This is a genomic window from Chlorogloeopsis sp. ULAP02 (assembly GCF_038404745.2).
In the GTDB taxonomy this organism is placed as follows: Bacteria; Cyanobacteriota; Cyanobacteriia; order Cyanobacteriales; family Nostocaceae; genus Chlorogloeopsis.
In genome coordinates this window covers 68,773-84,197 of the sequence record NZ_JAYKTT020000075.1, presented here as the reverse complement: position 1 = coordinate 84,197, position 15,425 = coordinate 68,773, and the positions used below count along the sequence as shown (strand labels likewise).

At 40.0% G+C, this 15,425-nt stretch carries 11 protein-coding genes; 8 read left to right on the top strand and 3 right to left on the bottom strand.

From position 1 onward, the window contains the following. Nucleotides 1–150 precede the first annotated feature (150 nt). The gene (locus U2718_RS26575; RefSeq protein WP_341997113.1) at nt 151–1,071 is read left to right on the top strand and encodes a DUF2382 domain-containing protein; all 921 of its coding nucleotides are present in this window, start codon (nt 151–153) and stop codon (nt 1,069–1,071) included. A 266-nt stretch (nt 1,072–1,337) separates the two neighbouring features. Continuing rightward, nucleotides 1,338–2,204 carry a DUF2382 domain-containing protein gene (locus U2718_RS26570; protein WP_341997115.1) on the top strand — a complete coding sequence of 289 codons (867 nt, stop codon included), beginning with the start codon at nt 1,338–1,340 and terminating at the stop codon, nt 2,202–2,204. Nucleotides 2,205–2,370: 166 nt separating this feature from the next. Here U2718_RS26570 and U2718_RS26565 read toward each other — a convergent pair whose 3' ends face one another. Further along, nucleotides 2,371–3,729, bottom strand: a complete 1,359-nt coding sequence (locus tag U2718_RS26565; protein WP_341997117.1) for a sensor histidine kinase — start codon at nt 3,727–3,729, stop codon at nt 2,371–2,373. Between the two features lie 849 nt (nt 3,730–4,578). Here U2718_RS26565 and U2718_RS26560 point away from each other — a divergent pair. The 4 genes from U2718_RS26560 to U2718_RS26545 all read left to right on the top strand — a co-directional run bounded on the left by U2718_RS26560 (nt 4,579) and on the right by U2718_RS26545 (nt 10,109). Next, nucleotides 4,579–5,619, top strand: coding sequence for a permease (locus tag U2718_RS26560; RefSeq protein ID WP_341997119.1), 1,041 nt, complete (start codon nt 4,579–4,581; stop codon nt 5,617–5,619). 52 nt (nt 5,620–5,671) lie between these two features. Next, nucleotides 5,672–6,445 (top strand): TIGR03943 family putative permease subunit, encoded by a 774-nt coding sequence (locus U2718_RS26555; RefSeq protein ID WP_341997121.1) that lies wholly within the window; start codon nt 5,672–5,674, stop codon nt 6,443–6,445. 131 nt (nt 6,446–6,576) lie between these two features. After that, nucleotides 6,577–8,124 (top strand): hypothetical protein, encoded by a 1,548-nt coding sequence (locus U2718_RS26550; RefSeq protein ID WP_341997123.1) that lies wholly within the window; start codon nt 6,577–6,579, stop codon nt 8,122–8,124. A gap of 272 nt (nt 8,125–8,396) precedes the next feature. After that, nucleotides 8,397–10,109 carry a hypothetical protein gene (locus U2718_RS26545; RefSeq protein ID WP_341997125.1) on the top strand — a complete coding sequence of 571 codons (1,713 nt, stop codon included), beginning with the start codon at nt 8,397–8,399 and terminating at the stop codon, nt 10,107–10,109. A 215-nt stretch (nt 10,110–10,324) separates the two neighbouring features. Here the strand turns inward: U2718_RS26545 and U2718_RS26540 are convergent, their stop codons facing one another. Beyond that, the gene (locus tag U2718_RS26540) at nt 10,325–12,451 is read right to left on the bottom strand and encodes a flavin-dependent dehydrogenase (RefSeq protein ID WP_341997127.1); all 2,127 of its coding nucleotides are present in this window, start codon (nt 12,449–12,451) and stop codon (nt 10,325–10,327) included. A 159-nt stretch (nt 12,452–12,610) separates the two neighbouring features. Here U2718_RS26540 and U2718_RS26535 point away from each other — a divergent pair, with 159 nt between their 5' ends. After that, nucleotides 12,611–12,853, top strand: coding sequence for a hypothetical protein (locus U2718_RS26535; RefSeq protein ID WP_289788864.1), 243 nt, complete (start codon nt 12,611–12,613; stop codon nt 12,851–12,853). Between the two features lie 143 nt (nt 12,854–12,996). Here the strand turns inward: U2718_RS26535 and cimA are convergent, their stop codons facing one another. Next, a complete protein-coding gene (gene cimA / locus U2718_RS26530) occupies nt 12,997–14,622 on the bottom strand; it encodes a citramalate synthase (RefSeq protein ID WP_341997129.1) in 1,626 nt (541 codons plus the stop codon). A 425-nt stretch (nt 14,623–15,047) separates the two neighbouring features. Here cimA and U2718_RS26525 point away from each other — a divergent pair, with 425 nt between their 5' ends. Beyond that, nucleotides 15,048–15,422: a hypothetical protein gene (locus U2718_RS26525; protein WP_341997131.1), complete on the top strand. Its 375-nt coding sequence runs from the start codon at nt 15,048–15,050 to the stop codon at nt 15,420–15,422. Nucleotides 15,423–15,425: the final 3 nt, after the last annotated feature.

Below are 15,425 nucleotides of genomic sequence, written 5' to 3'. Positions count from 1 at the left end.
TTAAATTCTCTATGAGTTATGCTAAAAACATTAAAAATATGCCAATAGATTATATCTAGAAACAACTAACTCTTTCGTTAGAAAGATGGGTAAATTTTCATATTTGCTTAGTCTAGTATTGACAAGATAAAACCGTTTGGGAGAATTGACATGGCTCTTTATAAACTCACAGATTTTGATCCTGACTATAAAAACAGCTTTGAAGGTAATGACATCAAAGGAATGGGTGTCTATGCAGAAGGTAGTGATGAGAAGGTTGGTACTGTTAGTGATGTCTTAGTAGACGAAAATGGCCGTTTCCGCTATCTAGTAGTGGATATGGGCTTTTGGATTTTTGGTAAGAAAGTATTATTACCAGTTGGACGTTCCCGCGTAGATCGTGCTGCTGATCGCGTATATGCCATTGGTATGACAAGAGAACAAGCAGATAATTTACCTGAATACGACGAGCTACAAACTGTTGATTACGATTACGAAGAACGAGTACGCGGTGTATACCGTAATCCCGCAGCAGTAGATAAATCTGCTCCTCTAGAATCTTCTGCTCCTCTTGAAGGTGCTGTTGGTATACCTTATCAGCCCACTTCTACAGCATATACTTCCGCTGCTACTCCCGCTTATGATCGCGATAGCTATACATATGAACGGGAACCATCTTTGTTTGAGATGAATGAGCAAAATCACCAAACTCTCAGACTGTATGAAGAGCGGTTAATCGCCAACAAACAACGCCGTAAAGTTGGAGAAGTTACAGTTGGCAAGCATGTTGAAACCGAAACAGCACGAGTTGCAGTTCCGGTAGAAAAAGAGCGAGTAGTTGTTGAGCGAGTAACTCCACAAGATGCAGGTAGAGCAGTTGCTCCTGGTGAAGCTAACTTCCGCGAAGGTGAAGTTGCTCGTGTGGAAATCTATGAAGAAACTCCTGATATTCGCAAAGAAGCTGTAGTACGTGAAGAAGTCAGAGTCAGAAAAGAAGTGGAGCATGATACTGTTGAAGCTCAAGAAACAGTTCGTCGGGAAGAATTGGATATCAACGCTCCTAATTTGCCTATAGACGAGCGTGAAAGATAATAAAATCAGACTGCCTTAGCTTAGTTAGTAGTCTATAGTCCATTAAATATTCACTTTGGGCTATAGACTCAAAACTCATCACCAATCTAAATTAGTACAAGTAGAGTCCAATGAGTAGCTTTACTTGTACTAGTAATAGTAATAGATAAATAAATTTCTAATCTAGAAAGCTGTCTCAAAAAACTTTCAACAAGAATCTGAGATATTTGAAATACTAACTTATAACTACTTACTTAATAAACAAACAACTTATAAAATAATCGATTATGTTTTCTAACTCTATTACTCCCAACAAAGAACATATTAATACTTTGCTTAATAATTTAATCAGAAGGATTAGAAATTTTGCGGTATTAGATAAGCACGGTAAACTTATAGGGAGAGTAAAAGATTTAATTCTTGATTTTCATCATCAACTCAATTTGATGGTTTCTCAAATTTTGGAACATCAAGATGGAGATGTAAAGCCTAAAGAAGAAAATCACCATTACTTTCTATTATCTAGTAAGCTAATCAAAAGAATTGACGTAGCAACAAAATCGGTATTTCTAGACATAGAACAATCACAGTTAGAGCATATGCCAGAATATTACCAATCCGAAATAACTGACGGTACTCAAAAGTTAGAGCAAACTAACACTACCGAAATTATTAATTCACAAGCTCAAAGTCCAACTTTAGATTTTAAGGCTTCAGAAAATGTAACTGAAGAAGAAATTGTTCGTTTGCTAGGAGAAAGAATAATTGTTGACCGAAACAAGCGGAAAGTAGGTGATGTAATTGTTCGTAAAGAAATTGAAACTCGGATAGTACAAATTCCAGTTAAATATGAGAAGCTTATTGTTGAACAAGTAAGCCCAGAACATAAACAACTCGCTGAAATTAATTTAAGTCAAGAGGAACTTTCTAGTATTGAATTAACAGAGTTAGAGCAACCTACTGTTAACATTCTGGATGGTAATTTAACTGTGAGTGGTGATTTTAATTCGCCTAAAATTGCTAGTTTACTTCTAAATGCGATCGCTTTAGAGAAAAATCACGGCTGTAAGAAAGTACGAGTAACTATTTCTGTTGAAGATGAGGAAAACAGACAAAAATACCAGGAATGGTTTGAACGTACATCAATTAGGTAGATAATGGGTGACAGGAGACAGGAAACGGAGGATTACTTGATTCTACTCTTCACCCATCTTGTCTTCTATGTAGAAAAATAAAATTTACTGAGAGAGCACCGTTGTTCTATTTCTCGTTACTAGATTGAGCCTGGTAACGAGAGTTGTTTGTGGTAGCTTTAGGCTCTTATACTAAAGGTAATAAAATTTCAAATTCAGTGCCTATACCAACTTCTGAACGTAAATGAAATTTACCACCATGCCTTGCTGTGACAATTCTATAACTTACTGCTAAACTAGTTTCTTTATCAGCCCTTTTTTCTACCGAAAAAGATTCAATTATTTGCTGTTGAAACTCTTTGGACATACCGGGGCCATTATCAGTGATACGAATTGAAACCCAACGAGAATCGGGTATTTGTGGGTTATGGGATGGTTGAGAAATGACTGATGTGTTAATCTCAATTCGAGGAATTTCGACTTTTCCATCCACAGCTTGATTAAGCTGAAGTCTTACTGCCTCATCAAGTAAAACATCTACAGCTTGGCTCAAAATATTCATAAACACTTGGTGAAGTTGACCAATAAAACAATATACAGGTGGAAGATGACCATAGTTTTTAATAACTTGAATTTCTTTTTTGATCCGGCTATTTATTAGTAGTAAAATATTGTCTATACATCTGTGTAAATCTGCTGGCTTGGGATAAACTTCATCGATATGGCAAAAATTTTGTAAACTGGTGACAAGTTTTTTTAATCTTTCTGCACCAGTATATACACTAGTAAGTACTCGTGATAAATCTTGTTCGATAAAATCAAATTCAATCTCCTCTTTAAAATAAATAATTTCTTTAGTAAGCTCAGGAAATGTTTTTTCGCAAACTGCTATTAATTTAAGCAGATCCTGGCTATATTTCGATATATAAGTTAAGTTACCCCAAATAAATCCTACCGGATCTAAAATTTCATGGGCAATTCCATCTACTAATCGCCCTAAGCTTGCCATCTTATCATTTTGAATCATTTGAATTTGGCTGCGTTCATAACGTACCTGAGTTTCTATGCCCCGAATTTGCCAGCAAGCAATATTCAATTCCTGTACATCTAATAAAAAGTAAATATCAGATTCTGTTTTTACAACTACTGGTTCTGCCATCAATTCAGGCGATCGCCTCATTGCTAATTGCATAGCTGCCAAAATCGATGTACTATCAGCAAGCAATAGAACTGGTGTACGAGCATAGCTGTAAAAAATAGCTAGTGATTGCTGAAAAAACAACTCTTGTCCGTAAGGGCGAATAAATAATTCCAGCAATCTCCGCCGCGAAATCATGCCAGTGTAATTTCCCTCTTCTACTAAAACTACTCCCGGCAAAAGTGGGTATTTTTCAAATACTTTCGCCACCTCTGCCGCTGTAGCGCTAGTTTCGACTTGGAAGTTATAAAGCTGTAATTCCTGGAGAGTAGATTGTAAATTTAGATCGCGATCGCTACCACCAGACAAAAATGGTGGTGATATATCTGGACGAAACTTTTGTGTCATTGAGCACCCTATTTCTTCTAATCTTGAGAAACAATAAGCTAACATTTTAGCCTCTGTCTTTATTGATTATCGAAAAATAGAGAATCATAAATAAAATTACTTAAGTATTTTTTTAATAAATAGTATATTTTTTGCTAGTGCATAGGTACCAAGCAATGTAAATACCCGATTGTGGCTAATAAATCTTAATCATTGTTTACACTTAAGAATCTAAGTGTAAGAATTGTATTTATTTATATACAAGCAATTATTCACTTACTATAATTTCTCCCATTTTGGTATTGCAGTTTGAAAATTATTGTAGTAGAACCTCAAAACATAGTTTGCATAAATAGCCATTTACTCATAATCAGTAATAAGTAGTTGTGCAAAATAGATTATTTATTAAGGTAAGGGAACTTTGTAAAAGGTAAGGAAGACATCGATTTGATTCCTTTTGAACAACAACTAAATATTAATGTATGGGTGCTGAACTATCTATGTTCCTTACCTCTTGGAAAGAATGTAAACTATTGATGAAAATACGTAGACAGCCAGATCAGATTGAGTTAGTTTAATATAAATATAAGAAAAAGTAATAAATTAGAATAGCTACTGAAGTTCTCAAATAGGAACCATTTTTGAACTTTCGCTATCTATGTATAGGATTCATTGATAAACATAGCTGAATTAAAACAAAGTATCCATGCTCAGTAGTGGTTTGCAAGCTTTCAATGCTTATCTGACAAACCGAGTATTTACCGATAGTTTAATGGAACTTTAATTATCTGCACTTGTTTGTAATCCCCATTCCGATAGAATGACTTGGCAGAACCTTAAAATTCAAAACCGCTTTTGACAGCGACGCCCATGAATCAATTTAACAATGGTTTTACGCTATTTCTGAGTCTGCTAGTCGAGGCGATGCCTTTTCTACTGCTAGGAGTGTTTTTCTCCAGTTTGCTGCTATTTTTTGTTGATGAGCGCAAATTGGCAGACAAAATGCCTAAGAACCCACTTATAGGTGCGTTAGTTGGCAGTATGGTAGGCTTTTTGTTCCCGGTATGCGAGTGTGGTAACGTGCCAGTAGCGCGGCGGTTATTGATACAGGGAGTACCGACACCAGTGGCAATTGGCTTTTTGCTAGCAGCACCAACCATTAACCCAATTGTCATATGGGCAACTTGGACAGCATTTCACGACCAGCCAGAAATAGTAGTATTACGTGTAGTGTTTTCCCTATTGATCGCCACTATTGTTGCCTTCGTCTTTAGCTTTCAAAAAGACTTGACTCCTTTTGTTCAACCAACAATCGCTCGTTATTTAAAATTTAACTCAGCCTCAAAAACACAATCACAACGTGGCTCCAAAAATTATCAAATACAGCAGCAAGTAGGCACATCTGCCCTATTACAGTCAGGCACATATCTATTGGGAGCAGGGCAAACCGTGCGTTTAGAAACTGCTGCTGAAGCCACAGCTTCTAGTTACGGTAAACCCTTAGCAGCGAAACTTCGCCTCGTAATGGAAAATACTATTCAAGAACTGCGGGAGTTAGGGGGAGTACTAGTAATCGGTAGTGCGATCGCAGCGGCTATTCAAGTGCTAGCCCCTCGTGAATTAATTCTAAGTCTAGGTGCAGGGCCAGTTAGTTCTATTACAGCTATGTTGGTATTAGCGGCAGTGGTATCAATTTGTTCTACCGTCGATTCCTTTTTTGCTCTGTCATTTGCCTCAACCTTTACCAGTGGTTCCCTATTAGCATTTCTAGTATTTGGCCCAATGATTGATATTAAAGCTATTGGTCTTTTGTTATCAATATTTAAACCCCAAGCTATCTTTTACTTATTTGCTTTACCAGCACTATTGACATTCTTGTTCACTCTTACACTTAATTTGTACATCTTTTAACTTGTTTTAGTTTTTTGTTCGTTTTTGACTAGTGACAAAAAACAAATAACCAATGACTAATAATCCGAATCGTAAAAATAGAATTATCAACAGGTTACTTTCCTGGCTAGATGTTTTGGCAATCGCTGCTTGGGGTATTTTACTGTTGAAATATTGGTTAACTAACAAATTGAATTTGTTGATTCATCCAAATTTTTTTGGATTAGTAATAGTAGCTGCTTTCTGCTTGCTAGCTGTTAGTATTTTCCGAGCCAAAGAACTCTTACTCCTATCTCGTCGTGAAGCGAGTACTAATGTCCAACACATAACTTTGTTTCCGCCAGGCTGGGGTAGTGCTTTCCTATTAACATCAGCTATTTTAGGCTTCATCATCACACCCCAAGTATTTGCTAGTGACAAAGCACTGCAAAGAGATTTGAGTGAGTTATTAGGTTCAACCCGCGTCAAACCCCAAGCGTTTCGTGCTGCTGTTCCTCCTGAGGAGCGATCGCTAGTAGATTGGGTACGGATGCTAAATGTCTATCCAGAACCAGATAGATATCAAGGAAATAAAGTCAAGGTACAGGGATTTGTGATTCACCCACCACAACTAGGAAAAGAACATTTATTATTAGCACGATTTGTTTTGACTTGTTGTGCGGCAGATGCTTATCCCGTAGGATTACCTGTCAAATTGTCAGAAACTCGCGAACAATACCCCCCTGATACTTGGTTGGAAGTAGAAGGACAAATGGCTACAGAAACACTAGCGGGTAAACGCCAGCTGACAATTGTTGCTAACTCACTCAAAAAAATTCCTCAACCTAAAAATCCCTATAGTTATTAGTTAGTGGTAAAGAAACTATTAACTACTGTACGGGCGGGTTTTGTAGAGTAACTTTCGGTTCCAACCGACAACTTATCTTCATAAACCCGCCCCTACTATCTACTAACTACTATCAACCAACCTATTTGCCAATGACTACTAAAAAAGCATTTTTCCAACCACTAGATCGTGTGGCGATCGCTCTCATGTTGCTATTAATTGCGATCATTGGGCTACTGATATTGCAAGGTGATGCAGTTAAAGCTAATGTCAGAGAATTTACTTGGAAGCACGTTCAAACAGAAGAAAGAGATATATCAACGAATGATACCTCCCAAGACAAAAAAATAGGGGCAGAATATAAAACCTTTATCCTCACCTTTAGTCGTCCTATGGATACTAAAAGCGTAGAGGAAAATTTGAAAATCGAGCCTCCCCTCGCAGGTACAATCAGTTGGGCTGGGCGACGTATGGGTTATACCTTTATTACCCCAGCACCCTATGGAACAACTTATAAAGTACAGCTAAAAGACGCGAAGGATAAATTTGCCGCTCAAGGTGGTAGAAAGAGTGTTATGCAACCTTTTACCACCACTTTTAGCACACGCGATCGCATCCTTCTTTATATTGGAGCAGAGCAAGAAGATCAAGGCAGATTAGTTCTCTATAACTTGACACAAGAGCAAAAAAAGATACTTACTCCCAAAGACTTGGTTGTATTAGACTTTCAGCCATTTCCAGATGGGGAGAAAATTTTATTTTCTGCTCGCCCTGCTAACAACCAGGATATATTGTCGGCTCAATTATATAAAGTGACTACTGGTTTTGCTGCGCCTTATCATCAAAATGCAGAATCTGCCAGTAAAGTTGATTTAATTTTAGATAATAAAGAATATCAAAACTTAAAATTTGACTTATCACCTGATGGACAAACTATCGTCGTTCAACGGGGAAATAAAAATAATCCTAACGACTTTGGCTTGTGGTTTATTCCAGCGAATCTAGACAATGCTGGAAAAAATGCCCCGCAACGCCTGCAAAGCCAACCGGGAGGAGACTTTATGATTACACCAGATAGTAAAGCTGTAGCAGTTGCTCAAGGGCAAGGAACAGCAATTTTGCCTCTGCAAGCAGATGGTACAAAACCCCTAGATTTTTTCCCGCAGTTTGGATTAGTACAAGCCTTCTCACCGGATGGTTCCCAAGCTGCAATGGTTAAGTTTAATACAGATTATACGCGAGACTTGTTTTTAGTAACCAATCAAGGCGTCCAGAAAAAACTGCTAACCACCAAAGGTTCAATAGTCAACTGCCAATTTGATACAGCTTCTCCAACTCTTTACTGCTTGCTCACACAGCTACTACCAGGAGAATATTATCAGGAACAGCCATATCTAGTCGCAATTGATCTCAAAACTGGCAAGCAGAAACCGTTGTTAGTGCTACCGCCCGATCAGCGGAACGTGAAAATGAGTTTATCTCCTGATGGTTTAGGGCTATTATTTGACCAAGTAGTGCCGCAGACAACTCCTGTCACATCACCAGATGCCCAAGTTTTAACCACAGAAGATGGAGAAGTGATCACCACTAGTAGCCTGTGGTTGATGCCCCTGTTGCCCATAATCGATGCTCAGGAGGCTACAGAATTGAAACCAGAACAACTTCCTTTAGTTGGATTTCATCCCCGTTGGCTTCCTTGATAATTGAGAATTGTAATTGTTCACTGATTCTCTTCATCACCCACATTTTGGAATTAGCACTTGTGAAATAATCAAAAATGGCAGGATTGTCAAATTTTGTTTTTTTGCTGGTCGTGGTGAGAGAAAGTTATAACTAATTTAATTAAGACAACTCTTACTGGGGAGCAGGCGAACTTGCCTTCTAAAGTAGATTTTGAAAATACAGCACTGACAACTCAGTCGTGCTGCTGGATTCTCCAATCAATTAGTTTGAAGCTGGTGGGTGAATAGTGATGAATGAAGCAGACACCCCAAATAACGGGAATTTCCTTAAACCCCTAAATCCTGCCAATGTTGCACAACCGCAACAAACCAGTTGTCCTTTTGATTTCGTTGGGCATCCTACAAACAAGACAATATCGTACTTGCCACTGCTGGCACCAGCCCAAGAGCAGCAATCTCAAGCAGAAGTAATTGATGTCTCAGAGTGCGATCGCTCACCTACTGAAGAGTTACTTCCACATGTCAGCTCTTTATCAGTTGTTGACACACAACTAGCAAGCGATCGCGTACTGGAATTAAATCAACTGCCATTTGAGCAGACAGAATCTGAGCAAGATTGGATTGCCGAACCCGATCAACAAGAACAAGAACTAGTAGGAGCCGAATTTCAGCAACTGCTGGCATTAAATGAGGAATTGCGTTCTGCCAACAATGAATTATACGAACAAGTAGAACTTTTAAAAGCAGCCTTAGCTGAGTCAGAAGAAGCTTTGCAGTTACAGACAAAGCGTTCAACTATTGCAGAAACAATGCTCAAGCAACAAGCTCAAGAGCTTGCTGCCACCCAAGAGCAAATCAACTCACTGTTTCAGCAGTTAGAAACTGCCGTCTCTACAGTTCAAACTCAGGAAATTTTCATTGAAAGTTGCAAAGGGCAGCTAGAAATTAGCCAAAATCGCCTTGCCCAGCTAGAGCGCGAATGTGCCTTACTTCAAACTAAACATAATGAACAGTCTCACCAGCTATTGCAATCAGAAAATTCTTGTCGAGAGTTGCGTTCCCGGCTAATGCGGCAGCAACGCCAAACCCTACAATTTAAAGCAGCTTTAGAAAAATGTTTGGACACAACAGTTCCGAGTTATGATTCGTTAGAGGATAATGCTCAAACTAGTGTAAGTAATAGACACACCACGCACTCTAAGCAAGCTAACTCTATTTTCTCAAATCAACGACCAATTCGACCTTGGTCGGCAGAATCAGAATCATTTGAGGAGCAATCGAGCAAATTATGGAAGGAGTTTAACTCACCTCCACATCGATGGCAGAATCCTACCACTCCTATTCAATCATCAGCTACAGATAAATTAGGTGAGCAAGCTCCACTGACTGCAAACCAACCAAACATCGAGCCAGAAATTAATAGTTCTACTCCACCTGCAACAGTTTCATCTTCAGAGCAGTCAAATCTAGAAGAACAACTAAATAACCTATTCCAAACATTTTTTACAGTTCAACCTGTATCTACACCACCGCAGCCTACGGCAGCAGAAGGTGTAGAAGCAGATGTGGAAGAAAGTGATGAAATTCTGCCACAAACAGAAAGTTTTGCTACATCCTCTGATGTGAATGAAGAATCAGTGAATAACGACATTACCAACCATGATACTAATTCTGAAGACAATCAGGATGATGGGATAGAGACTCCGCAATTGTTGCCCCAGGATTCACCAGGAACATCTGTGCCTCAACAACCAGCTGACGACTCTGCCCATTCTCATTCACCTTCTCCATTACTTTATCCCCAGCGCCCACCCAAAGGACGAAAATCTTTGGCGTCTGTCGAACTGCCGAATTTTCGCCCAAATGAAGGCAGAGGGCAAAGAGAAGTCCGTAGACGCGGTAGCGACTTCCCGCAGGGTACGGAAGCTTCCTCCGAAAGCGTTGCTCCTCCAAAGGAGGCTCGGAACTTCGGAGGGGCAGAAAGCAGAAGGGAAACCCCATAAATGAATTAAGGGGTTTCAGCTTTTAATTCTGTGTTCTGAAAAAATAGCGAATCTGATTGCCCGTTTTGTTGTATGAATCAACTCTTGTTCAGGGACTCCAAATAAAAAAACACTTAACCAATCGAACAGCATAAACCTCTGTGTTTTTTATTTCTCCATGTTCTCAGTCTCTGTAGTGGTTTGTTTATTTGGATAATTTCATTCTTGGAAATCCCTTAATTAACAATTGACTTTTGAAGTTGTTGTTCGGTAGTTTTTTTGACCACTTTGTTATCAGGGTGACCTTTACCTGCAAATAAACTATAGTTGATTGCTAACAGTTGTAACCACAATGCTGGATAACGGAGTTCCAGCCAAGGACGGAACCTGCGCAGTAAATTTGGTAACCATCCACTCAACAGGGCAATAGCTAGAGAATGACGAGTAAAGTCAAAATAATTACTTGTCCACCGTAGTAAATCCTTAGCTCCAGCTAATTCCCAAATCCATAGTAGTAAAGCGGGGTTTTTTCGAGCTGCTTTCAGCGCTAATCGGTTAAAAGTCAACCAATCAAATCTGTCTTTAATAAAATCATCTGCAACTTCTTGTGATTCGTCTGCTAATAACCCAAAGAAGTTATTAAGCATGGCATTGATACGCTCTGGTGGTAAATTTTTTCCAGTGGGAACCATCATGCCTTTAGAAAACATCCAAGTCACAGCAATATTATTTTGGAAGGCACGAATTCGGTTGAGGTGTCGTACAGAAAGTAGATTGTATTTGAGAGCAACATCTAAAAGAGTGGTAAGGCGTTCTAAATTACGGACTAGGGAACCAAAGCCTGTGAAAACTAGAGGAGATTGAAGCGATGCTGCATCACCAATCGCAATTAACCTGTCGAATGCAACTGTGCGATCGCGACTATCTACACTAAAATGTCCCGGTATGTAACCAAATGTCGCCTTTTTCCACACCAATTCGTCTAGATCGCAGCGTCGATATTCAGGCAAAATTGTAAAAAAGTCTTCATACATTTCTAAAAGAGAACCGGGATTTTTGGAATTGACTTCATGATAGTGAAACAAATAAATTGTCAATTCTTGATTTGCTCCGGGGAATAATTCCCAAATTAACTGTCTACCCCTTGAGATATCACCGTGGCTATTCAAAACATCTCCGTACTGGGAATCCCACACTCCTGGTTCAAATCCACGCTCAATGACTGCCCCTACCGTTGGGCAAACACTGTCAAAAGCGCGACCTCCATTTAACTGCCAGGCGATCGGTGAGGCAGTTCCCATCGCATCTACTAGCACTCGTCCACTAACTTGCTTTTCTGAGCAATTGTCTAAGTTTTGAACAGTAACAACAACTTCCGAAGTATAAATATCAGCTCTAATAAACTCTGTCTTCTCCCAAATTTCACCACCTGCTAATCGTAGCTTTTGTCCACATAGCAGCAGTAATTTTTCGGAATCTAAACCTAAATTCAACACTGTGGGAGTGTGCAATATAGGCGCTTTCAGGTTTTGGGGAACATAAGCATCAAAAAATTTATTAAATCCATCTTTGTACTCTCGCGCAATTATTGATTCAACTTCGGCAGAAGTAAGCAAACCCAAGTTTATCAAGCTTTGAATTTCATCGCGGGAAATGTTCCATTCCCGGTTCATTCGCCCAAAAGGTAATCGTTCTATCAGTAAAACTTTATAACCAAGTTTTGCCATTACTGCTGCATGAATCACACCCAGTGCGCCACCGATGTAGATGAGATCGTAGGAAGAGGACATGGGGATGCGGGGACAATTAGACGCGGAGATACTTTCTCTGCCTGCATCTTTTTCCTTACTGTGAGAAAATATCACCTGCCGTGGCTTTTGGGGATTGCGCACACCTTGACGCCAGCGTTGTTCCCACCAGTACACCCGCTTGAGATCGTATTCTCCATTCGGTATTTTCTGAAAGTACTTAACAGTGAGAGGGTAATAGGGAGCTAACGCCTCAAAAATAGATTGCTCAGACAAATCAATTGCTGGTGGTTCGGGGTAGTAATGCGGAAAGCAATTTCTGATCTCAGTAGTGAGGCGTTTGAGAATTTGCTTTTCTTGAGGTAAGGGTTGACTTGACCAACGAAACACTTTTAAATAGGTTGTTCGCTGCACTGACCAGACAAAAACAGAAAGTTCGCTGGGTAGGTTTTCCGAAATACTCCCCTCACTCACTGTATTTCCAGTCATTCTCAGACGAAAGCCATCTGGCGTCATGACTTTTTCCCCTGTTCCCGGTTCAAATTCAGCTTGCAGCCATTTGCATACAGCTGATGTATCGGGGATAGGAATTTCTAGGTAAAGTATCTCTTTCATGTTTTTTCTCATCTCCGACAAAGATATTCACTAAGACAGATTAAAAAGAGAGCAAATTTACGCTAAAATGCGCCCTAATTATTGAATGAAAATTCGGTAAAGAAATTTTAAAAGTTTATCAAAATAATTGTTCATTTTTGATCTCTGTAAACTTCCGCCATGAATTATCCCATCCCAGATAGCACTCAAGAAATTATTGCCTTACGGCAAAAGCCAGTAGATGAAGAATTAGTTGCTATGGCGATCGCTGGTGTAGTCAAAATTGTTCGCGCTCAAGGACAATCCTTAGACGAGTTAACCGCTCAAGTATTAGCAGAAGACAGCGTACTGGATCGGCAGCAACGGCGCTGGCTAAGTCAAGTAGTTGCTCAAGCCTGGAAAAGTTTTTCTGAGAGTGCTTAATTAAGGCACAGCATCAAGATTAGGATTGTTCTGCCACTGTGCCGTAAGTAGTTAGAAATTAGCAAAAAGTTGCCAATCACCCTTTGTGGTGTGGGAGTATAAATCGTAATATATCTGGGATTGGCACTTGAACTAGTTAAATTTTAACTTGACGCCCTCATCATCGCTTCAGCCTGTTCAGCTTGTGAATGTAGCAACAAACCGTATTCTAGTCCTTCTACTACTGCTTGATAGGAAGCCACCAGAATATTTGGAGAAACTCCAACAGTCGTCCAACGTTGGTGACTATTACCAGACTCAACCATGACGCGGGTTTTGGCTGATGTACCCGTATGCCCGTTAAGAATTCGCACTTTATAATCTGTTAGTTCAAAAGCAGCTATTTGGGGATAGAAATTCACTAAAGCTTTGCGTAAAGCTGCATCCAAAGCTGCAACCGGGCCGTTTCCTTCGGCTGCTTCTAAAATATCCTTACCATTGACAGCAACTTTAACAGTAGCAAGAGAGCTTGTGGTTTCTTCTTCCTGCACCAAATCACAGTGAACCTGAAAACCCTTGATTTCAAAAAATTGCTGACGATTTCCTAAGGCTTGGCGCATTAATAACTCAAAACTTGCCTCCGCCGCTTCAAATTGATATCCTTCACTCTCCAATTCCTTTAAACGTTCGAGAATTCGCTGTGTTGTCGGGTTTTGCTTGTCTAATTGAATCCCAAAGCAGCGGGCTTTCGCCAAGACATTACTGACTCCAGACTGTTCAGAAATGACAATGCGACGGCGGTTTCCTACTTGTGCTGGTTGAATGTGTTCATAAGTCAGAGGATTGCGTTCCACCGCTGATACGTGGATGCCACCTTTGTGAGCAAACGCCGATCTACCAATAAATGGTGCGTGTTCGTCAGGAGCAAGATTTACAACTTCACTGACAAAGCGGCTAGTTTCAGTTAGTTGGAGAAGCTGGTTTTCTTCTATACATTCGTAACCGAGCTTCAACTGCAAGTTGGGAATTAACGAACAAAGATTAGCATTGCCGCAACGTTCGCCGTATCCATTCATCGTACCTTGTACCATTGTTGCCCCTGCCATCACTGCCGCCAGAGCATTAGCAACAGCCGTATCAGAATCATTGTGAGTATGAATGCCGATTTGAATCTCGCTGGAAGTTGCCTTAATCACATCTGTAACTATTTGCGTAATTTCATGGGGCAAAGTACCGCCATTTGTATCACATAAGACTACCCATTCGGCACCAGCAGCGATCGCCGTCTCTAAAGTTTGCAGAGCATAACTGGGATTGTGTTTATAACCATCAAACCAGTGTTCGGCATCGTAGATAATGCGACGTCCTTGAGCACGTAAATACTCAATAGTATCCCGGATCATCGCTAAATTTTCTGCTAAAGTAGTCTTGAGTCCTTCTGTCACGTGTAAATCCCAAGACTTACCAAATATAGTTACCCAATGGGTACCAGCAGCAAGGATTGCTTGCAGCATTGGTTCAGATGCCGCAATTTTGTGGGGACGACGAGTCGAGCAAAAAGCTACAACTTCAGCTTGCTGGAGGGGTTCTTCTTGCAACTGCCAAAAAAATTGTACATCTTTGGGATTTGCCCCCGGCCAACCACCTTCTATGAAAGGAATACCCAGTTGATCCAGCCTCCTGGCTATGCGTAGCTTATCTTCAATTGATACTGATAAGCCCTCACGCTGAGTGCCGTCTCGTAAAGTGGTGTCGTAGATCCAAATTTGGGGCGAAGAATTTACGGTCATAAAACTGTGACTTGAAAGACAACTTTAAGACAATGTGTCAATATCCAAAAAACAGCCAGTTTAGTCATCCAAGATGCTCAAGGTACTAGCTCAAGAAAATAAAATTGAGTGCTTGCGCGGAGACAGTGTGAAGAAAATTTTGCTGCAAAATAGTATTGACCTCTACAATAGCGGTGCTAAGGTAATTAACAATCAGGGAATCAGCATTTGCTGTGTGCAATTCGACGTTTCAAAAGTTAAGCAAAGGAAAACAGCATATTGGCGCTGCCATAAACAGCGCTCCTACCTCCTCATTCTCCTACAATAAACCTGTGTTGAACTAATCAAACTCAGGTTATAGGGACTTTGCCAGATAATTACAAAGTTTGATGGATGTTTGGAGAGTAGATCTTTAACTAGTGTGGATACTAAAAGGAGAAAACAACATGGGTAGATGGACACCACTAATTTTGATGGCTGGAGGTTTAGCAATTTTGCTAGGTACCTTGCTGGGCATTAACTTTCCGATGGGCGGACAAAACACCGCTCAAGCTCCGGGAAATGGTGGTAAAACATCGCGAGTTCTGCCTGCTAATATCAATGTTAATAGTACGGCAGCAGGTACTGCTTCTGAAAATAACACCAGGAGTAACGCATCACAGAGTAATACTGCTGATGACACAGTAACTGAAACCACAACTGCTCAAAATACAACTGAAACCACAACCGCTCAAAATACAACTGACTCAGTTAACACTACAGACGACACTCAATCAAACAATTCAAACCAAAATAGCGAACCAATTCCAGCTTTGTGGTAGCGC

Excerpts from the sequence above, each read along its gene's own strand:
- U2718_RS26555 (WP_341997121.1), top strand. The coding sequence starts at position 5,672 with ATGACTAATAATCCGAATCGTAAAAATAGAATTATCAACAGGTTACTT.
- cimA (WP_341997129.1), bottom strand. The coding sequence starts at position 14,622 with ATGACCGTAAATTCTTCGCCCCAAATTTGGATCTACGACACCACTTTA.
- U2718_RS26570 (WP_341997115.1), top strand. The coding sequence starts at position 1,338 with ATGTTTTCTAACTCTATTACTCCCAACAAAGAACATATTAATACTTTG.
- U2718_RS26540 (WP_341997127.1), bottom strand. The coding sequence starts at position 12,451 with ATGAAAGAGATACTTTACCTAGAAATTCCTATCCCCGATACATCAGCT.
- U2718_RS26525 (WP_341997131.1), top strand. The coding sequence starts at position 15,048 with ATGGGTAGATGGACACCACTAATTTTGATGGCTGGAGGTTTAGCAATT.
- U2718_RS26560 (WP_341997119.1), top strand. The coding sequence starts at position 4,579 with ATGAATCAATTTAACAATGGTTTTACGCTATTTCTGAGTCTGCTAGTC.
- U2718_RS26565 (WP_341997117.1), bottom strand. The coding sequence starts at position 3,729 with ATGACACAAAAGTTTCGTCCAGATATATCACCACCATTTTTGTCTGGT.
- U2718_RS26575 (WP_341997113.1), top strand. The coding sequence starts at position 151 with ATGGCTCTTTATAAACTCACAGATTTTGATCCTGACTATAAAAACAGC.
- U2718_RS26550 (WP_341997123.1), top strand. The coding sequence starts at position 6,577 with ATGACTACTAAAAAAGCATTTTTCCAACCACTAGATCGTGTGGCGATC.
- U2718_RS26545 (WP_341997125.1), top strand. The coding sequence starts at position 8,397 with ATGAATGAAGCAGACACCCCAAATAACGGGAATTTCCTTAAACCCCTA.
- U2718_RS26535 (WP_289788864.1), top strand. The coding sequence starts at position 12,611 with ATGAATTATCCCATCCCAGATAGCACTCAAGAAATTATTGCCTTACGG.